Below are 20,121 nucleotides of genomic sequence, written 5' to 3'. Positions count from 1 at the left end.
CAGCGGAACCGTGCGCGCACCATCATCGTCTTCAACTGCAGTGGCTCAGTGCGACGTTGTCGACCGGGTGGCGTGAAGGGGGAGGGTCCGGTGGGGAACCGTCCGACGGACTGGCACGTGCTCGATCTGGATGACGATCCGACGCCGGGGGATCCGGAGCGGGTCAAGCAGTTGGCGCGTGAGCTGCATGATTTCGCCGATGATGTGGCGGACGCGCTGCGCCAGATCAAGGGGATGGCCGGTGAGGACGCGCTGCTGCGGTGGGCGGGGAAGACGGCGAAGGCGTTCCAGGACGAGTTCGAGGAAGTTCCCAAGAATCTGAAGAAGCTTCAGCGTTCGTATGACCTTGCGGGGGAAGCGCTGGCGGCGTACTGGCCGAAGCTGGAGCGCGCCCAGTCCTTGGCGGACAAGGCGCTGGCGAAGGGGCGGGAGGCGCGGAGTGATCTGACCGCGGCCAACGGGCGGCGCGACTCCGCCGATTCCTGGGTGGAGCGGGCGACGAAGAAGACGGAGGAGTACGACGAGAAGGAGGGCAAGGACAAGCCCGACGAGGCTGAGGTCCGCGCTGCCACCCGTAACGCCACCGACGCCAAGTCCGCTCAGTCCAGTGCCCAGCGGGCCGTCGACAACGCCGAGTCCGGTCTTGAGGCGGCCAAGAAGATGGCCGCGGACGCCAAGAAGATGCGTGAGGATGCCGCGTCCGAGGCGAAGGACAAGCTGGAGGAGGCGTCGGACGCCGGTATTCAGAACCGGAAGTGGTGGGAGAAGGCGGTCGACTGGGTCAAGGACAACTGGGACACCATCGTCAACGTCTGCAAGGTCATCGTCGCGGTGCTGGGGATCGTCGTCCTGATCATCGGCGGACCGCTGGCCTGGGTCGTGCTGGCCGCCGCCCTGGTGGTGCTGGCCGACACCCTGATGAAGTACATGAACGGCGAAGCCTCCCTCTGGGACGTGGCCTTCGCCGCGCTCGACTGCATCCCCGGCATGAAGGGCCTGACCACCCTCGGCGGGCTCGCCAAGGGCCTCAAGGGCGGGCTGAAGGCGATGAAGAGCCTGAAGGGCATGAAGGCCGCTGTTCTCGGTCTCGCCAAGAGCGGCCGGGGCATGCTCGACGACGCCGCCCAGGGGGCGTTGAACCGGCTCAAGAGTGTGGTCTCGAAGTTCACCGACCCCGTGGACCTGGCCACCGGGCAGATGTATCTGCCGCAGACCGACATCGAACTGCCGGGGATCTTGCCTCTGGTCTTCTCCCGGCGGCTGGGGTCGGCCTACCGGGCGGGCTGGTGGTTCGGCCCCACCTGGGCCTCGACCGTCGACCAGCGGCTGGAGACCGACGAGCGGGGGGTGGTCTTCGTCACCGAGGACGGTCGCGTCATCGCCTATCCCCACCCCGTCGGTCCCGGCGCCGGGGTGCTGCCCGAGCATGGGCCGCGCTGGCCCATGACCCGTCTGGAATCCGGCGGATACACCGTCGCCGATCCGCTCACCGGCCACACCCGCCGGTTTAGCGCACCGGACCGGGACGGCCTGTGTCTGATCGAGTGCATCTCGGACCGTAACGGCCACACCATCGACTTCGCGTACGACGACGACGGTGCCCCCACCGACATCCGCCACTCAGGCGGCTACCACCTCAAACTCACCACCGACGCCGAACTCGGCCGCATCACCGGTCTCGCCCTCGCGAGCGCCGCCGATGACGGCACCGACACCGTCGTCAAACGGTTCGCCTACGACCCCGACGGCAACCTGGCGGAGGACATCAACTCCTCCGGCCTGCCGCTGGTCTTCACCTACGACCACCGGCTGCGCGTGACCTCCTGGACCGACCGCAACGGCCACCGCTACGACTACACCTACGACACCCGGGACCGGTGCATCGCCGAAGGCGGTGAAGCCGGGCACCTCGTCTTCACGATCGACTACGACGGCACCGACCCCGCCTGGTCCGACGCCACCGTCACCACCCTCACCGCCGCCGACGGGGCCGTCTCCCGCTTCGTCGTCAACGACAACTGCCAGATCACGGCCGAGATCGATGCCCTCGGCCACACCACCCGCACCGAATACGACGAACACCACCACGTGATCTCGGTGACCGACGCCCTCGGCCACACCACCCGGTTCGCCAACGACGACGCCGGGCGCCCGGTCGCGGTCACCTACCCGGACCACGCCGTCTCCCGCTTCTCCTACGGTGAAACAGGGCTGCCCGAGACCTTCGTCTTCCCCGACGGCAGCGGATGGTCCCGGGAGTACGACGCCCGCGGCAACTGCGTCGCGGCCACCGACGCCGCCGGTGTCACCACCCGCTACACCCATGACGGCGACGGCAGGCTCACCTCCATCACCGACCCGCTCGGCGCCACCACCCGGATCCGCTGCAACGCCGCTGGGCTGGTCGAGGAACTGATCGATCCGCTGGGCAACCGGCACGCCCGGAGCTACGACGCCTTCGGCCGGGTCGTCGAGGTCACCGATCCCGAGGCGGCCACGACGCGGATGCGCTGGACCACCGAGGGGCGGATCGCGCACGTGTGTCGTCCTGACGGCACGGAGCAGAGCTGGACGTACGACGGGGAGGGCAACTGCATCCGGCAGGTCGACGGCGGCGGGCGGGTCACCGAGAGCAGTTACGGGCCCTTCGATCTGCTGGCGGCCCGCCGCGGACCGGACGGAGTGCGCCACGAATTCGTGCACGACCCGTCGTTGAGGCTTGTCGGTGTCGTCGATCCGAGGGGCCTCACCTGGGACTACACGTACGACGTGGCCGGGCGGCTGATCGCCGAGAGCGATTTCGACGGCCGCCGCGTCACCTACGAGCACGACGCGGTCGGCCGCGTCCTGGCGCGGGAGAACCCGCTCGGCCAGCGGGTGACCTACGCGTACGACGCGCTGGGGCGCCTCGTCGCCAAGAACGCCGACGGTGAGGTGACCTCGTACGAGTGGGACGCGCTCGGGCGGATGACCCGCGCCGAGAGCCCGGAGTACGACCTCCGCTGGCAGTGGGATGACGTGGGCAGGGTGGTCACGGAGGCCGTCGACGGCCACACCATGTACTACGGGTACGACCTCGCCGGGCGGCGGGTGAAACGGTCCACCCCCGCGGGGGTCGTCACCGCCTATGAGTGGGACGCGGCCGGCCGCCCGGCGGCCGTACGCACCGCCGGGCACACGGTGACGTACTCCCATGACGCAGTGGGCCGGGAGACCTCACGCGGCCTGCGCGGTGCGGCCTCCCTGGAACAGCGGTGGGACACCTCCGGCCGTCTCGTCGAGCAGCACATCGCCGCCGCGGACGGCACCGTGCAGAGCAGCCGGTCCTACGCCTACGGTGCCGACAACCAACTGACGGGCATGACCGATCCGCTGCTCGGCGAGGTCGGCTACGAACTCGACACCGCCGGTCGCGTGACGGCCGTGCGCGCGCAGGACTGGTCCGAGACGTACGCCTACGACGACGCGGGCAACCAGGCGCGGGCATCCTGGCCCGCGTTCGGGCCGGAGGATGCGGCGCAGGGCGAGCGCACCTACGCGGGCAATACTCTCGTGGGTGCGGGCGGTGGCCACTACGAGTACGACGCGGCCGGCCGTGTCGTGCTGCGACGCCGCAGCCGCCTCTCGCGCAAGGCCGACATCTGGCGGTACGAGTGGGACGCCGAAGACCGGCTGACCTCTGTGACCACTCCGGACGGCACGAGGTGGGGATACCGCTACGACCCGTTCGGCCGCCGGATCGCGAAGCTGCGCTACGCCGCCGACGGCACCACCGTGCTGGAGGAGATCCGGTTCACCTGGGACGGGTTCAACCTCGCCGAGCAGACGACCACCACCGCCGGAATGTCCGCCGCGGTCACGCTGAGCTGGGAGCACGACGGTGTACGTCCGGTCTCCCAGACGGAGTTGCTGACGGACGAGGCCACGCACGAGGTGATCGACGCCCGCTTCTATTCCATCGTGACCGGGCTGATCGGCGCCCCGACCGAACTGGTCGACGAGGAGGGGAACGTCGCGTGGCGCGCCCGCAGGACGCTGTGGGGTCTCACGAGCTGGCAGGTCGGCGGCGACGCCTACACACCCCTGCGCTTTCCCGGGCAGTACCACGATCACGAGACGGGCCTGCACTACAACGTGCACCGCTACTACGACCCGGAGACCGCCCGATATCTCTCCGTGGACCCGCTCGGGCTCCTGCCGGGACCCAACCCCTCCGCATACGTGGCGAACCCCGAGCAGCGCTGCGACCCGCTGGGCCTGGCGCCCTGCCGCCCCGACGTCATGAACATCTTCCGCGGCCCTTCCCAAGGGCTCCCGGGCGGGCAGCTCGGACCGCCGGTGAGCATCAATCAGGTGCGGATGGCGCTCGGTCGGCGGGGCATGTCCGTCAGCGACTACGACATCGTCCACATACCGGAGATCAACGGCCCGCTGGGCCCGGCCTTCGGCAACAGCCCGCACACGGCGGACGGATTCCCGATGCTCGGCCCGAACGGCCGACCATTGATCGAAATATCCGACATAGGCCTTCGGAGCATGGACGAAGCGGTGAGTACAATCTTCCACGAGATTCACCACCACCGCCTCTTCGAGACGCGGCGAGGCACCGGATACATCGCGACGCCCGGAGACGAGGACGCGGCGGAAGCCTTCGGCAGGCAGATGCTCGACCAGTTCCACCGTCGGGGTCGGCAGTGAGGTAACGATGCGACCTTTCGATCACCAACAGGAGCGGGAACTGCTGCAGGGCCCCAACTTCCTCGAGGACCAGTCGGAGCGGCGCTGTCCCGCGTGCGGGAATGTCGCGGTTCGCACCTACGCCTATCGGAGTTTTCAGCGGGCCACGCCCTCGTTCATCAGCTACATGTGGTGCGCCTCCTGCCGGCGTTACAAGGGCTGGACGGGGCCCGACCTTGGTCGCTTCGAGGTCTCGGAACCGCTTTCCGCGGTAGACCGCGAGGCGCTTCGCGGCGGGGGAATGGACGCGCTCTTCACGAGGCTCGACGAGTTGTGGGACGCGGGAGTTCTGCCGCAGGAAGTCACACGGAACCGCTGAACGGTTGCCGCCACGCCGGAACCGCCGCGGCGGCTCCGACGGGTACGGGGGCCGGGGGGGCGTTGCTACTCCGGGGTGATCACCACCGTTACCGTGCGGTTGCGGGCGGGTTCCTCGTACGGGGCGTTCCGCTGGTCCGCGCTCGATGTGGTGAACGCCGTCAGCGGTCTGCCGCTGGCCGTGCTCAGTTCGCGGGCCGCGATCAGGGCGCGCCACAGGGCGACCACCGAGCCGCCGCTGCGGGGGGCGTCGGGGACCGTGGCGGCGTGGCCGTGGATGTCGAGGCGGGCCTGGGTTCCGCGGAGGTCCCGGCCCAGGGCTGCCAGGCGGGCGGCGCCTTCTTCGGTCAGCTCCGCGCCCTCGGAGAAGACGCCCTCCGTGAAGGCCACCTCCACCGAAGCGCCCCGTACCTGTGGGCGGATGCCCGGGGAGCGGAGTGATTCGGCCAGGGCGCGGGCCGTCTCCTCGCGGCGCGTCGCCTCCCTCGTGCGGTCTGTCTCCTGTGCTTGTGCCAGTTCCCTGCGTACGCGGTCCTCGATCTGTTTCTCCGTCGGCGCCGCCGTCTCCGTCCGGGTACGGTCCGCGTCCCCGTCCCCGGTCAGTGCCACCGCCCCCGTTGCGGCCACCGCGAGGGCGCACGCCGCCGCCACCACCGCGGTACGGGTCCGGTGGCGGGCCAGGGACGCCCGGGGGCCGTCTGCGGTGAGGCGGGTGATGCGGGCGAGGCCGGCGGTGGCGGCGGGGTCGTCGGGGTGGTGGGTCTGGAGGCGGCGCCAGTAGGTGGCCGCCGCGTCCAGTTCGCCGCGCTGGGCGTGGACGCGGGCGAACAGGTCCAGGACGTCCCGGTGTTCGACCACTTCGCGGGTGTCGCCGGCTTCCGCTTCGCGCAGGAGGCGCAGCGCTTCGTCCAGGTCGCCGGCTCGTACCGCGGTGCGGACCCGTGCCACCAGCAGGGACGCCCGCAGGGTGCGGGTCGCCGCCGCCGCGGAGTGCGGGCCGGGGGGTTCGGTGGCCGTACGGTCCGGTGCCGTGTCCGTGCTCACCTGACTCCGCCCTCCTTCTTCCCGATGCCGTTGCCGATCTCCGGCGGCAGCAGCCGCCGCAGCCGCTGGTTCACGCCCGCGAGCGCGTCGCGGTCGCCGGCGGCCATCGCGTTCCTGCCGTCGCGGATGGCCGCGTCCGCCTGGCTGCGCGGATGCATCATGTCGCGCATCTCCACGAGGGCGTTGAAGACCACGAAGTCCCATTCGTTCGTCCGCCGCAGCAGCTCGACCTGGAACTCCTCCGCCCGCTTCACCAGCTTCCGCAGGTCCGCCGGGGTCCCGTCCCCGCCCAGCGCGCTGGCGCGCAGGCGCAGGTTCTCCAGCTCCCGCCGGTCGGACGGGGTGCCGCTGACCTGCGTGATGATGTCCTCGCAGGCGCCGAGTACGTCCCACAGCCGGCGTTCGAGGCCGGGGATCTCGATGGCGGCCTCGATGTCGTCCAGCTCGGCCTCCAGGTCGCGCATCCGGCGGTCGCTGGTCACCGCTGCGCCGGTGTCGACGCCCGCGGCGTCCACTTCCCGGGCGAGCTGGGCCAGGGGCCGGTGTTCTTCCAGCTTCTCCAGCCGGGCTCTGGCCTGTTCGGCGTGCTGGGACTCCGCGTCGTCCTTCAGGCTGCGGACGCGCTGCTCCAGGCGGCGCAGCCGGCCGGCCAGTTCCTCCCGGTCGGGGGCGACGAGTTCGGTGCGGTTGATCGTGGCTTCGAACTGCTGCTGGACCAGCGGGATATGGGCGGTCACCAGGGCCTCCCTGCTGCTCGCCTCGATCTCGAAGGTCACCTCGACCTCGCTGTCCGCCGGCAGGTCGATACGCACGTCGCGCGGGCGGATCTCCAGCAGCCCCACCCGGGTGTTGCGTTCGGCGCGCGGGCGTTCGCCCTCCAGCAGCGGGATACGGATCACCGCGTTCGGCTCCGAGCGGTGCAGCGGGATGGTGGTGCGGTAGATCTTCGTCACCTCGGCCGGCAGTGTCGTGCCCTTGCGGAGCAGGGGGTCGAACGAGCCGTCGGCGCGGCCGATGCCGAGGGTGCCCGTCAGCACGGCCTCGCCGGGGACGACCTTGGCGTGGGTGATCGACAGGGTGTCGCCGGCGAGCTTCTGCCGCGTGCCGGAGGTGTCGGTCAGCTCGACGGTGAAGCGGGAGGTGACGCCGGCCGTGAGGGTGACCTCGGTGTAGAAGGTGCCGTCGGGGGTGAGTGCGGTGTGCGGTCCGCGGAACGGGGGCCGTCCGTCCGGGTTGTCGAGCACGACGGCGTACCGGGTGAAGTCCACGGCGCTGCCGCTGGTCACCTTGCCGGACACCGGGATGCCGGTGGTGTCGACGGTCTGGGTGGGGTGGTTCAGCTCGACGGCGAACTCGCCCGGGGCGGCGGCCCGCGCCTTCCGCGGGCGCCGTACGGTACGGGCGAATGCCGCGGCGCCGCGCGCCACCACGGTGGTGGGGTCCTGGCTGTGGTCCACGGCGATGCCGAGTCCGGTGTCGGGGTCGGCGAGCAGCGCGCGCAGCCCGGGGCTGAGCGTCGAGCCGCCGGCGAGCAGCAGCCGGTCGATGTGGTCGGGGCGCAGGGCGCTCTCGGCCAGCGCGTCCCGGCAGAGCGTGATCGCGCGGGTGTAGAAGGGCAGCGCGAGGTCGTCGAGCGCGTCCCGGGTCAGCGTGTACTCGAAGGGCTGCCTGTCACCGCCGGCGTCCAGCAGGTCGAAGTTGAGCTCGGCCTTCTGCGCGCGGGACAGTGCGATCTTCGCGTTCTCGGCCTCCAGCTTGAGCTTGGCGAAGTTGTGCGCCCAGGTGGGGTTGCTGCGGGTGAAGTCGGCCAGCCCCATGTCGCGCCGGACCGCGGGCGCGAGCAGGTCGTCGACGATCGCCCAGTCGATGAGCTTCCCGCCCAGGTACGGGTCGCCCGCATGCTGGATCAGTTGCAGCTCGCCGTCGCGCTTGCTCATCACCGCGGCGTCGAAGGTGCCGCCGCCGAGGTCGAACACCATCCAGTGGGCGGAGTCCGAGGTGTCCTGCACGCCGTACGCGATGGCCGCGGCGGTCGGCTCCTGCACCAGCGGGCAGTGCTCGCTGAGCCCGGCCAGGGCGGCGGCCTCCGAGGTGGCGTTGTTCTGGTTGAGGGCGAAGGCCGCGGGCACGGTGATCACCGCGGCCTCCGGCTGGAACCCGGAGTCGTGCGCGGCGTCCTGCCGCAGCGACTTCAGCACCTCGGCGGACAACTGCTCCGGGGTGAGCGACAGCCCGGCGCGCTCGAACCGGCGCGACGCCCCCGCCACCCCCATCTCCAGCTTGAACTCGGCGTGCGCGTCGGCCGGGTCGGATTCCGCGCGCTCCCTGGCGCGCCTGCCCACGTGGACGAGATCCCTCCGGGGGATCCACACCGCCGACGGGGTGGTGTCCCAGCCGTCGTTGTTCTTCACGATGCGCACGCCGCCGTCCTCCGCCACCGCGATCGCGCTGTTGGTGGTGCCGAGGTCGATGCCGTAGTCGATGGTCTCGCTCACTCCGGGGTCTCCTTGGTCGTCTCTGCACCGGGGTCCTGCGGGGGCCGGCCGACGATGACCTGGCCCATCTGGATGCGCCGTCCGCGGAAGTAGACGGAGGGCCGTACGGTCTCCAGCACGACCTCGCGGGTCAGATCGGGCCGGTCCTGGAAGACCAGCGCCTCCAGGGAGAGGCCGGAGTCGAACGGTTCGCCGTCGTGGTCCTGGATCTCCAGGCCGTCGTCGAGGAGCGCCTGGCGGCCGGCACGGACCTGGAGCCGGATCTGCCGCAGGTCGGCCGCCGACAGCGAGCCGGCGCCCTGGTCGAGCTTGCGCAGCGCGCGCCAGATGCCGGTGGCCGCGCCCACCAGGGCGCCGGAACCGGCGCCGGCGGCCCCGGCTTCGCCGGGGCCCGCGGCATCGGCCGGTGCCGTTCGAGCGGCGGCCGCCGCGGACGCCCCGGCCGCGTCGATCTCCGCCAGCACATCCGCGATCCACGCCGTCTGTCCGGGGTCGAGCAGCGGCGGCGGAACACGGAACTCGGGCGGCTGGCGCCACTGTCCGAGCGCGGCGCCGAGCCGTCTCCCGGCCCGGCCCGCCCGGTGGCGGGCGTGTGAGGTCATCGGAGCCCTTTCCTGGGTGGCGTACGACGTCATGAGGTGAGCATTCCGACGAGGACGAAGCCGCCGATGATGATGCCGGTCGCCCAGGCGGCTCCGGCCGTCAGACCGGCGACGATCCCGCCGGCGATCGTCAGCAGCAGGAAGACGCACCCCGCGCATTCGCTGGGCTTGAGCTGCTCGGCCGCCTGCGCCCCCGTCCCCGCGCGGCCCTGCCGTACGGCCGTCAGGTTCTGGTCGATCTGCACCTGGTCGCGCTGCGGGGCGATCCTGCTCGCGGCCTCCATCGTCTCGATCAGCCTGGTCCGGAACGGCCTGTGCAGGCCCGCCTCGCAGATCCCCAGCGCGACGTTGTTGAGCGCCACGGTGACCGTGTGCGCCATCTCCTCCGACCGCGACTCCGGGACGAACCGCTTCAGCGACTCGAACTCCCCGTACGCGGGCAGCACCCGCTCCTCCAGCGTCGCGAGGGCGTCCGCGTGCTGGCCCGCCTCGTGCCGCTCACCGGCGGTCCGCAGCGCGTCCTTGAGCCGGTCGACGGACTCCTCGACCGCGTCCTCGAAGACCTCGGGGAGCGGCGTGGCGAAGACCGGGTACTCCGCCCAGCGGGCGCAGACCTCCGCCAGCCGCGGGCGTGCGGCCCGGTCGCCGGCGAGTTCGGCGAACGGGGAGAGGAGCAGCCCGGGGAGTCCGGCCAGGAAGTCGTCCGGCGCGTGGTCGTCGAGCCGCGGGTCGGCCAGGGCGGTCATGCGGTGGGCGATGTGCCCGCGCAGGTCGGGGGAGTCCAGCAGCTCGGCCCAGCCGTCGGCGGCGTTCTTCCAGTACCGGGTGCGCCCCGCCGTCGGTACGTCGAGGTGGCCGGTCTCCGCCTCGATCGCCGTGAGGTGCGCGCGGACCGCCTCGTCGTGCCGCTCGTGCGTCGCGGGGGCGCAGCCGCAGCCGAGGCCGGCGTCCCGCCAGTACCACGTCAGCTCGTCCACGAGCCGGCGCCTGGGGTCCTGGAACTCCTCGAACGCGAGCCGGACCTCGTCCCTGCGGTAGCCCTCCCGTACCGGCGAGTGGGCGTCGCCCGCCCAGGTCTCCTCGAACGCCAGCCGGGCGTCGAGGCGCTGTCTGTGCCGCCGCACCGCGGGGCCCCGGGCGTCGACGGACAGCCCGGTGACGGCGAAGCTGTTCCTGCGGTACAGCCGCAGACCCGCCAGGTCCTCGAAGCGGGCCGGGGACTCCTTCACTGGATCACTCCTCTACGCCAGGTCGAAAGCCGGGTCAGATGCCGCTTCCGCAGTCCGGGGTCGCGGGTGAGGGCTTCTTCGAGACGGTCGGCCGCGTCGGCCAGGCGGCCGGGGACGCGGGAGAGCGCGAGGGCCGTGCGTACCAGCTCCTCGGGGGCCGGTGCCGGGGGCGGCTGCGCGTGCGGGTCCGTGCGCGGCGGATCCGCGGGGGCTGCCGCCGGCCGGCCCGGGGCCCGGGCGCGTTCGGCCACCTCGCGCATCGCCGGCCGCTCCGCCGGGTCGACCCGCAGCATCTCCGTGACCAGCCAGTCCAGCCCGGCGCCGGTGTCGTCGTTGAAGTCGCCCGGCGGACGCAGGGGGCGCTCGAACCGCTGCGGTGAGTACGCCCGCGCCGGGTCGTCCGCGTCGTACGGGAAGTGGTTCGTGAGCAGGTAGTACACGATCGTGCCCAGGGCCCACACGTCCCCCGCGGACGCGTAGCCGTGCCCGCGGATGAGGACCTCCGGAGGCATGTACGCGACCGTCCCCTGCGCGCTCGCCGCCCGCGTCACCGGGTCGGTCTCCCGTGCCAGCCCGAAGTCGCTCACCTTGACCAGCAGCCCCGACTCGTCGTACGTGACGAGCACGTTGGCCAGTGTCAGGTCGCGGTGCACGACCGGCTGCCGCCGCCCGTGGGCGACGGCCAGGCCGTCGGCCGCCTGCCGCAGCACGGCGGTGACGTCGGGGACGGGGACGATGCCGCCGTGGCTCCTGACCAGCCCCTCCAGGCTGCCCCCGGCCACGTACTCCATGGTGAAGTAGCCGCGTACGCCCTCCGCCGTGTCCACCGTGCCGGCGTCGAACACCCGGATGATGCTGGGGTGGCCGAGGGTGGAGAGGATGCGCGCCTCGTCGAGCCTGCTGAAGTTGGCGCCGAGGGAGGCGCCGTGCTTGAAGAGCTTGAGCGCCTGCCAGCCGAGCACGTGGTGGCGTACGCGGTACACCTCGGCGAACGCCCCCTCGCCCAGCCTGCGGTCCACCACCAGGCCGTCGTGGATCCGCTGCCCGGGGGGTAGCAGCGGGTCCCGCGCGCCGGTCGCGCCGTCCGTCGTCCGGTATGCCGCCATCGGCGCGCTCCCCCTCCCGGTGCCTGCGGCCGCGGGCCCGGTGGAGGTGTGGCCTCGCGGCGGGCCGTCGGGACCGTTCTACCGCCGGGGTCCCGGGACCCCTCCCGCGGCCGGGGCGGGGGCGACGGGTGAGGCGGAGGGGGCGGCGGTGGTGGACGTGCGCTGGGCGTGCGGTGGACCCGCGGTGGAACGGGAGTTGGCGGCGGCTTGGCGGTGATCCCGCTTCGGGGGGATCTGGCCGCTTGCTGCGCGCACGTGTGCAGCTTCATGACAGCTTCGCGCCTGCCCGGAGCCGATATACGCGGGTAGCGTCGCGGGCGTCCTTCCCCCCTCGACGTACGGGACACAGGTGGCTGGCATGACGATCCGGATCTCGCTCCCGCCCCCGCCGGCACCGCGCGGTCACGGCTCCGCCGACCCCCGGGGGCGCCGGTGAGCGCGGTGCGGTTCCAACTGCTCGGGCCGCTGAGCATCACCGACGGCGGCGAGACCGTCGTCCTGCACCCCTCCAAGCCGGCCAACCTGCTCGCCGCCCTGCTGCTCAACGCGGGCGCCATCGTGTCCGTCGACTACCTCCAGCGCATGGTCTGGGGTGACGAGCAGCCGGCCACCGCGCGGGCCGCGCTGCAGACGTGCGTGCTGCGGCTGCGGCGGCTCTTCGCCAAGCACGACGTGGTCGACACCCCCATCGAGGCGGTGCCCGGCGGATACCGGATCACCGCGGACGCGCGCTCCCTCGACCTCGTCGAGTTCCGTGAGCGGGTACGCCGCACGCAGGATCCGGGGCTGTCGGCGGAGGCGGCGATGGGGGCGCTGCAGGGGGCGCTGGCGCTCTGGCAGACGGGGGTGCTGGCCAACGTGCGGTCGGAGGCGATCCACCGCGACGAGGTGCCGCGGCTGCTGGAGGAGCGGCTGCGGGTCGTGGAGCGGCTCTGCGACCTGCGGCTGGAGCTGGGGCAGTGCGGGCAGGCGCTGGTGGACCTGTGGAGCGTCACCCGTGCGCACCCCGACCACGGCCGGTTCCGGGAGCAGTTGATCGAGGCGCTGTACCGCACCGGGCGGCAGACGGAGGCGCTGGCGGAGTACCGCGGGTTCAAGGCGTACCTCGCCGACGGTCTCGGCGTCGGTCCCTCGGCCGCGCTGCAGCGGCTGGAGATGTCGATCCTGCGCGGCGAGGACCTGGGCCCGGCGACGGAGCCGCCCGTGCGCGCGGAGCTGACGGCCGCGGCACCGGCCGCGCCCGCGCCGGTCCCGGACCCGCCGGGGCTGCCGCCGGTGCCGTGGTTCACCGGGCGGGCGGAGGCGGTCGCGACGCTGCGGCGACGGCTGACCGCGGAGCCCGACGGCGCGGGGACACCGGTGGCCGAACTCGTCTGCGGCGGGCCCGGGATCGGGAAGACCGCCCTCGCCCAGCAGGTGGCGCACCTCGTGCGCGACCACTTCCCCGGCGGGCAGACGCTGGTGCCCATGGCGGCACCGGGCGGCTCGCCGCGGAGCGCCGAGGAGGTCGTCGACGACGTCGCCGGGCGGCTCGGGACGCCCGGGGACGGTGCGGGCGAGCGGGCGCTGCTCATCCTGGACGACGTGGTCGACGCGGCCCAGGCACGCGAGGTGCTGGCCGCGGTCCCCGGACACGGCGTGCTGGTCACCAGCCGGCTGGGACTCGCCGGGCTGGTCGCCACCCACGGCGTACGGGTCCACCGCCTCGGCCCGCTCCCCGGCGCGGAGGCACGGGAGTTACTGACGGCGGTGCTGGGCGCGGAGCGGGTGGCCGACGAGCCGGGCGGGGCGGAGGAACTGGCCGAGGTGTGCGGCCACCACCCGCTGGCGCTGGTCATCGCCGCGGCCCGGCTGGGCACCCGCCCGGCGCTGCGGCTCGGCGACTGCGCCCGCTGGCTGGCCGCCGACCCGCTGGGCCGGCTGTCGCTCACCGGCCCCCCGCGGATGTCGGTGGTGGACCTGTTCGACGCGGCCCTGGAGCGGCTCGGCCCCGACCTCGCGTCGGCGTACGTCGCGCTCGGCGCCCTCGACGAGTCCGGCTGGGACGCGGCGGACGCCGCGACGGTGCTGGGGGTGACGGTCGCGGAGTGCGAGGCGGTGCTCGAACGGCTGGCGGACGCGGGGCTGCTGGAGGACGGACCGCCGGGCCCGTACCACCCGCATCTGCTGCTGCGGCTGCACGCGCGGCTGGTGGCGGAGCGGGAGGGCGGGCCGGTCCGGCCGGACCCGCCGGGCCCTTCCGGTCCGGGCGGCCGTGCCCGTTCCACCAGTCCTGCGGGCCCCTCCGGCCCTGCCGGTTCTTCCGGTTCTTCCGCTCCGGCCGCCCAGGCCGGTGCGTCGGGTCCCGCCGCCCGGTCCGGCCGGCCCGATCCGCCCGGTCCGCCCGGTCAGCCCAGTCGGCCGACCCAGTCGAACCGGACCAGTCAGCCGAGACAGAAGGTGTGAGAGGGATGCCACGAGCGTTCGACGACCTCGCCGGGATGCGGCCCAGGCTGCGCCGGGACGTACTGTTCACCCGGACCCCCCAGGGCGTGCTGTTCCACAACGCGGACGGCGGCTTCCACCTCGCCGGCCGCACGGCGTACCGCTTCGCCTCCCTGATCGTGCCGCACCTCGACGGCAGCCGCCCGCTCACCGACATCTGCGCCGGACTCGGCGAGGCGCAGCGGGTGATGGTCGCGGAGCTGGTCGGCTCCCTGGTGGAGCGGGACTTCGCCCGCGACGCCGCCCCGGCCGTGGAGCCGGGTCCGCCGGCGGCGGTGGCGGAGCAGTTCGCCGCGCAGATCGCCTACATCGACCACTACGTGGACGAGCCCGAGTCCCGCTTCGCGCGCTTCCGCGACACCCGGGTGGCCGTCCTCGGCACGGGCGAGGCGGCACGCTGGTGCGTCCTGGGCCTGCTGCGCAACGGCCTCGCCGAAGTCGCCGCCGAAGAGCGGCCGGAGGCCGCACTCGCGGAGGCCGACAAGCTGACCGCCGGCGGCTCCCCGGCCGCGCTCAGCGCCGTGGACACCGGCACGCTCGCCTCGTACCAGGTGCTCGTCGTGACCGGCGCCGACGCCCCGGCCCGCACCCACGCCCTGCTGCGTGCCGGCCTCGCCGAGGGCCAGCTCCTCATCCCCGCCTGGACGTTCGGCGACCGCGTCGTCGTCGGCCCCCGCTCCGGCGGGCCGGCCGCCGGCTGCCTCGGCTGCGCCCTGCTGCGCCTCGGCGACACCACCGACCCGGCGGGCGCGGCGGCGCTGCTCGCCGAGCTGGCGGGCGTGGCGGAACCGGCCGCCGTCCCGGCGGGCGGGGCACTGGCCGGACCCGTCGCGGCGATGGTCGGCAACCTGCTCGCGTACGAGATCTTCCGCACCGTCACCGGCGCGCTGCCCGCCGAGACCGAGGGCCAGGTGCTCATCCAGGACCTGGACTCCCTCGACGTCGTCGCCGAGCCGCTGCGCCCGCACCCGCGCTGCCCGCGGTGTGCCGCCCCGGCCCTGTCGCCCGGGTCGGACGGGTCCGGCCTGCGGCCCGAGGAGCTGACGGTCGCGCCGACGGTGACGGTGGAGACGGCGCGCGACGCGGAGGAACTCGTCGCGGGGCTCAACCGCCTCGGCGACGCGCTCATCCGCCCGCACGTCGGCGTCTTCACCCGCTACCGCGACGAGGAGCTGACCCAGACCCCGCTGAAGGTCAGCCGGATCGAGGTGCCGCTGGGCGCGGCGGGCCGTCGGCTGGTCTCGGCGTTCGACGTGCACCATCTGGCGGGCGCCCGCGGGCGCGGGCTGCGCGCGGCGGCGACGCTGTACGCCGAGCACGCCGTGCCCGTCCGGCCGCTGCCGGAACTCCCGGCGCGGATGCGGCGGCTGGGCCCGGAGGCACTGGTCGCCTCCGGCGGCTCGGGGGTCACGGCGGACGAGGTGACGGCGTGGGCGCGGGTCACGTCGCTGCTGACGAAGGACGAAGCCGCCGTGCCCGCGGCGGCGTTGTGCCCCTCGGGGGCGGCCAACCGCGACGGTCTCGTGCTCCGCGGGGCGTGGGGCACGGGCGCGGGGGAGACCACCGGCGAGGCGGTGGGGCACGCCCTGCTGTCGGCGCTGGCGCATGAGGCGTTGCTGCGCGCGGCTCGGGGTGGTCACGGGGCTACCCCGCTCCGCGCGCAGCAGACGTCCGAGGACGCGGAGTGGGTCTTCCTGGCGCGCTCGGCGGAGACGCTGGGGGTGTCGGTGGAGCTGCTGGACCTCGGCGAACGGGAACGCAGCGGGGTGTCGGTGGCGCTGGCCCGGGAGCCGGGTGCGTCCGCGCGCTGGGCGGTGGGGGCGTCCCTGACCGCGACGGGGGCGGCGGTGGCGGCGCTGCGGGATCTGCTGGGGCAGGTGCAGCTCGCCGCGGAGACGGGTGAGGTGCCGGATACGGGGGACGCACTGCTGCCGGAACTGGCCCCCGGGGCGATACAGCCGTCCGGCTCGGAGGGCGGGGACCGCCCGGAGGGCGCTGACGGCGCAGCGGTGACGTTCCCGGCGGTCCTGGAGCGGCTGCGCGCCGCGGACCGGGACGTGTTGTGGTGCGACACGACACCGGCCGACCTGCGGTCGGCGGGCCTGTACACGGCACGGGTGCTGCTCACCAAGGAGGGCGTCGGTGCCGACCACTGACCCGTGGACCACCGGGTGCGAGGCGCTGGCGGAGGAGTTGAGCGCGCACCTGGCGACGCTGCTGGCCGCACCGCCCCGGGTGGAGGTGGCCCCGCTGGGCCTGACGAACGCCTTCGCCGAACCGGCCCGCGACACCGACGGCGGTGGGCGGCCGGGTGGTATGGCCGACGCGGTCGTCTCCGGTGCCCGGCCGGGTGCTGCCGCCGACGCCGTCGGCGAGCAGGGGGCCGGGGCGGCGGGCGCCGTCGCGCCTGCGGCGCGTACGGCCGCCGAGCCGGCGGAGCCGTCCGGTGTGGGCGGTGCGCTCCGCGAGCGCTCCGGTCCGCCGGAGGCGGCAGCCGCGCCTGCGGCGCGAACGGCCGTCGTCGCGGCGGAGCCGGGTGGTGCGGGCGGGGAGCGTTCCGGGTCGCCGGAGGCGGTTGCTGCGGGGGTGGTTCCCGTTCGGCTCTACGGGCGGCACGCCGTCGTCGGGCCTCTTCCCGGCGCCGGGCGGCGGGGGTGCGTGCGGTGTCTGGAGCGGCGGTGGCAGGCTGCACGGTCGCGGCAACTGCGGGAGGCCGTCGAGCTGGGGGGTGACACCGGCGCCGCCGGGATGCCGCCGCAATGGGGGCCCTTCGCCGCCGAGGCGCTCGCCGGTGTCGTGGCCGGAGCCGTCTCCGCCGGCCGACGTGAGACCGGCGGTCCAGGTGAGTCCGGCATCGTTCGTGAGTCCGCCGGGGCTCGTGGCACCCACGGCAACGCCGACACCCCCGCCGCCTTTCCCGATGTCCTTCAGCTCGACCTCGGCGACCTCACCGTCCGCCGCTACCCCCTCGTCCCCGACCCGGAATGCCCCCTCTGCGGCCCGCGGGAGCGGGACTCCGCCGACGCCGCCGTCCTCGCGCTCGACCCGTCTCCCAAGTACCGTCCCGGCGCCTTCCGGACCCGGTCGCTGGCGGACTACGACCTGCCCACCGAGGCGTTCGCCAACCCCGTCTGCGGCGCCCTCGGGCCCACCGTCGTGCTGGACGTCTCCTCCACCTCCACCTCCGCCACCATCGGCTGCTTCTCCCTCCGTTCCGGCGACTACCTCCGCGAGACCTTCTGGGGCGGCCACGCCGACACCTTCCGCGACAGCCTGCGCATCGGGGTCCTGGAGGGTCTGGAGCGGTACGCCGGCATGCGCCCCCGCTCCCGCGCCACCACCGTGCGCGCCAGCCTGGACCAGCTCGCCGCCGAGGGCCGTCCGGCCCTCGATCCCCGCCGGTGCGGCCTGTACGGGCCGGAGTTCCACGCGGCGACGGGCATCGCCCCGTTCACCCCCGAGCGCGAGATCTCGTGGGTCTGGGGGCACTCCCTCACCGGCCGCGAGCCCCTGCTCGTGCCCGAGGTGCTGACGTACTACCACACCCCCGGTCTCGCCGACCGATTCGTGCAGGAGAGCTCCAACGGCTGCGCCACCGGCGGTTCCGCCGCCGAGGCCGTCTACTACGGCCTCATGGAGGTCGTCGAGCGCGATGCCTTCCTCCTCGCCTGGTACGGGCAGCAGCCCCTGACCGAACTGGACCCCGCCTCGGCCACCCGTCCCGAGACCCGGCAGATGGTGGCGCGGCTGGAGATGTACGGCTACCGCGCCCGGTTCTTCGACGCCGCGCTGACCTTCCCGGTCCCCGTCGTCACCGGCGTCGCCGAGCGCCACGACGGCGGGCCCGGCCGGATGTGCTTCGGCGCGGGTGCCGGGCTCGACCCCGAGGCGGCGCTCGCCTCCGCGCTGGACGAGATCGCCACCGACGCCGTCAACCTCGCCGGCCGTACGGAGCGCGAGGAGGCCCGGCTGCGGGCGATGGCGGCGGACTTCGGCAAGGTCGCCGCCCTCCACGACCACCCGCTCGTCTACGGGCTTCCGGAGATGGCCCGCCACGCCGACTTCCTCCTCAAGCCGGCGCGGCACCCCGTCCCGCTGCACGAGCGGTACGGCGCCGGGCGCACCCTGCCCGTCTCCGACGACCTCGCCGAGGACGCCGCGGCGTGCGTGGCGGCGGTCGCCGAGGCCGGGTTCGAGGTGATCGTCGTCGACCAGACCCTGCCCGAGCAGCGGGAGCGGGGGCTGTGGACGGTCAGTGTGCTCGTCCCGGGGCTGCTGCCCATCGACTTCGGCTGGTCCCGGCAGCGCGCGCTGCGGATGCCCCGGCTGCGTACCGGGCTGCGCGAGGCCGGCCTGCGCGACCACGATCTCACCGACGCCGAGCTGAACCCCGCACCGCACCCGTTCCCCTGACCGACCCGACGACCCCGCCGAAGAGCCACCCCCGGAGAAGGAGCAGACGATGGGATACGCCCACGGATACGCGACCGCGATCATGCATCGCGGCCGGGTGCCGATGGAGCCGGTGGACTTCGTGCCCGACTGGGCGGACGGTCCCCGCAAGACCAAGCACTACCCCGGTACGGACCGGCTGCCGCTGCCGGCCGGTCCCGCCTATCCGGCGTACGCCACCGTCGAGCGGGGGCTGCTGGACCCGGTGGGCGGCGGCGGGCCCGCGTTCGGCCTCGGGCTGCTCGGCGGGCTGCTGCGGGACTCGTACGGGCTGGTGGGCCGGCGCCTGGGGGTGCAGGCCAACACCGACCTGAACGCCCTGCCCTTCTACCCCCTCGCCAACTGGTCCCGCGGCACCGCCTCCGGCGGCGGCCTCTACCCCGTCTCCGTCTACTGGATCAGCGGGCCCTCCGCCCCCGTACCGCCGGGCGTGCACTACTACTCGGCCCGCCACCACGCGCTGCGCCGGCTGCTGACCGGCGATGTCACGGGCGTCGTACGGGAGGCGCTGGGGGAGGGGGCGCCGGGGCCGGAGACGGACCAGTACCTGGTGCTGGGCGTGAAGTACTGGCAGAACGCCTTCAAGTACAACAGCTTCTCCTTCCACGCCGTGAGCATGGACGTGGGCGCGCTGCTGGGCACGTGGCGGATGTGGGCGGGCGCGCGGGGGACGGCGCTGGAGCCGGCGCTGTGGTTCGACGAGGAGCGGCTGGCGCGGCTGCTGGGGGTGACCGGCGAGGAGGAGGGCCTCTTCGCGGTCGTACCGCTGCCGTGGGCGGCGGACGAGACGGGTTCGCGGCCCGGGTACGGGGCAGGGTCCGGGCACGGCGCCGCCGCCACGCCCGCCGCGCCGCCCGAGGTCTCCGTCCGCCACCGCGACGTCGAACGCTCCCGCACCGTCCTCACCTTCGACGCCCTCACCTCCATGCACCGCGCGACCGCCGCCGGCGCCACCGCCCGTCCCGCCCCCGGCGCGCTCGCCGGCGCCGCCGCCCTCGCGCCCGCCCCGGAGCGGCCCGCGACGGCGCTGCCGGAACGGGCACCGCTGGCCCGGGACGTCCGGGCGGCGCTGCGCGCGCGGCGCAGCAGCTTCGGCCGGTTCGCGGCCGAACGGCCGCTGGACGGCGCCCATCTGACGGCATGCCTGGCCGCCGCCGCGGGCGGCTCCCGGCTCGGCGGAGACGCGACGGTGGCGGGCGCGGACGCTCTCGTCAAGCTGTACGCGCTGGTCAACCACGTGGACGGGGTAGCGCCCGGCACGTACGAGTACGTACCGGAGAGCGGTCCCGGCGCCCTGCGCCGCGTCTCGGACGAGCCGCCCGGCGCGTTCCTCCAGGAGAACTACTTCCTCGCCAACTACAACCTGGAGCAGGCCGGCGCGGTCCTCGTCCCCACCGTCCGCACGCACAGCGTGCTGGACGCGGTCGGCGACCGCGGCTACCGCCTGGTCAACGCGCTGATCGGCGGCGTCGCCCAGGCCACGTACACGGCGGCGGCGGCGCTGGACGTCGGCTGCGGGGTGGCGCTGGGCTTCGACAACATCGCGTACCGCGAGCGGTTCGAGCTGCTGGAGACGGACGAGATGCCGCTGCTGATCATGATGCTGGGGCACGAGCGCCCCGGCGCCAGCGACTTCCGCTTCGAGATCGCCTGA

Annotated in this window: 11 protein-coding genes; 6 read left to right on the top strand and 5 right to left on the bottom strand. The window is 73.8% G+C overall.

The features are described 5' to 3' along the window. The first annotated feature begins 90 nt into the window (after positions 1-90). Both I003_RS32745 and I003_RS36985 read left to right on the top strand, forming a co-directional pair. Positions 91-4,698: a DUF6531 domain-containing protein gene (locus I003_RS32745; RefSeq protein ID WP_051368355.1), complete on the top strand. Its 4,608-nt coding sequence runs from the start codon at positions 91-93 to the stop codon at positions 4,696-4,698. Positions 4,699-4,705: 7 nt separating this feature from the next. Then, positions 4,706-5,056 carry a hypothetical protein gene (locus I003_RS36985; protein WP_486584307.1) on the top strand — a complete coding sequence of 117 codons (351 nt, stop codon included), beginning with the start codon at positions 4,706-4,708 and terminating at the stop codon, positions 5,054-5,056. A 65-nt stretch (positions 5,057-5,121) separates the two neighbouring features. Here the strand turns inward: I003_RS36985 and I003_RS32730 are convergent, their stop codons facing one another. From I003_RS32730 to I003_RS0120415, 5 genes are read right to left on the bottom strand one after another with little or no spacing between them, the layout of a single operon-like run. After that, positions 5,122-6,099, bottom strand: a complete 978-nt coding sequence (locus I003_RS32730; RefSeq protein ID WP_051368354.1) for a tetratricopeptide repeat protein — start codon at positions 6,097-6,099, stop codon at positions 5,122-5,124. After that, positions 6,096-8,594, bottom strand: a complete 2,499-nt coding sequence (locus I003_RS0120430) for an Hsp70 family protein (RefSeq protein WP_027773211.1) — start codon at positions 8,592-8,594, stop codon at positions 6,096-6,098. Before I003_RS0120430 ends, I003_RS32730 begins: the two co-directional genes overlap by 4 nt. Next, a complete protein-coding gene (locus I003_RS0120425; protein WP_027773210.1) occupies positions 8,591-9,196 on the bottom strand; it encodes a hypothetical protein in 606 nt (201 codons plus the stop codon). Before I003_RS0120425 ends, I003_RS0120430 begins: the two co-directional genes overlap by 4 nt. A 29-nt stretch (positions 9,197-9,225) precedes the next feature. After that, the gene (locus I003_RS0120420; RefSeq protein ID WP_027773209.1) at positions 9,226-10,425 is read right to left on the bottom strand and encodes a hypothetical protein; all 1,200 of its coding nucleotides are present in this window, start codon (positions 10,423-10,425) and stop codon (positions 9,226-9,228) included. Further along, positions 10,422-11,531, bottom strand: a complete 1,110-nt coding sequence (locus I003_RS0120415; RefSeq protein ID WP_051368353.1) for a serine/threonine-protein kinase — start codon at positions 11,529-11,531, stop codon at positions 10,422-10,424. The genes I003_RS0120420 and I003_RS0120415 overlap by 4 nt, the downstream gene beginning before the upstream one ends. A gap of 441 nt (positions 11,532-11,972) precedes the next feature. Between I003_RS0120415 and I003_RS0120410 the strand changes: the two genes are divergently transcribed. From I003_RS0120410 to I003_RS0120395, 4 genes are all read left to right on the top strand, one after another. Further along, positions 11,973-13,976: an AfsR/SARP family transcriptional regulator gene (locus I003_RS0120410; protein ID WP_027773207.1), complete on the top strand. Its 2,004-nt coding sequence runs from the start codon at positions 11,973-11,975 to the stop codon at positions 13,974-13,976. A gap of 5 nt (positions 13,977-13,981) precedes the next feature. Beyond that, positions 13,982-16,171 (top strand): TOMM precursor leader peptide-binding protein, encoded by a 2,190-nt coding sequence (locus tag I003_RS0120405; protein ID WP_027773206.1) that lies wholly within the window; start codon positions 13,982-13,984, stop codon positions 16,169-16,171. 160 nt (positions 16,172-16,331) lie between these two features. Next, on the top strand, positions 16,332-18,428 hold the full coding sequence (locus I003_RS0120400; protein ID WP_051368357.1) for a TOMM precursor leader peptide-binding protein: 2,097 nt from the start codon (positions 16,332-16,334) through the stop codon (positions 18,426-18,428). Positions 18,429-18,477: 49 nt separating this feature from the next. Continuing rightward, positions 18,478-20,121: a nitroreductase family protein gene (locus I003_RS0120395; protein ID WP_027773204.1), complete on the top strand. Its 1,644-nt coding sequence runs from the start codon at positions 18,478-18,480 to the stop codon at positions 20,119-20,121.

The sequence above is a fragment of the Streptomyces sp. CNQ329 genome, assembly GCF_000482585.1.
The sequence above is the reverse complement of the archived record's forward strand: the minus strand, read 5'-3'. Positions and strand labels throughout refer to the sequence as shown.

Bases quoted from the DNA above. Each gene is read 5' to 3' on its own strand.
- I003_RS0120400 (WP_051368357.1), top strand. From the start codon at position 16,332: ATGGCCGACGCGGTCGTCTCCGGTGCCCGGCCGGGTGCTGCCGCCGAC.
- I003_RS0120395 (WP_027773204.1), top strand. From the start codon at position 18,478: ATGGGATACGCCCACGGATACGCGACCGCGATCATGCATCGCGGCCGG.
- I003_RS0120415 (WP_051368353.1), bottom strand. From the start codon at position 11,531: ATGGCGGCATACCGGACGACGGACGGCGCGACCGGCGCGCGGGACCCG.
- I003_RS36985 (WP_486584307.1), top strand. From the start codon at position 4,706: ATGCGACCTTTCGATCACCAACAGGAGCGGGAACTGCTGCAGGGCCCC.
- I003_RS0120425 (WP_027773210.1), bottom strand. From the start codon at position 9,196: ATGACCTCACACGCCCGCCACCGGGCGGGCCGGGCCGGGAGACGGCTC.
- I003_RS0120405 (WP_027773206.1), top strand. From the start codon at position 13,982: ATGCCACGAGCGTTCGACGACCTCGCCGGGATGCGGCCCAGGCTGCGC.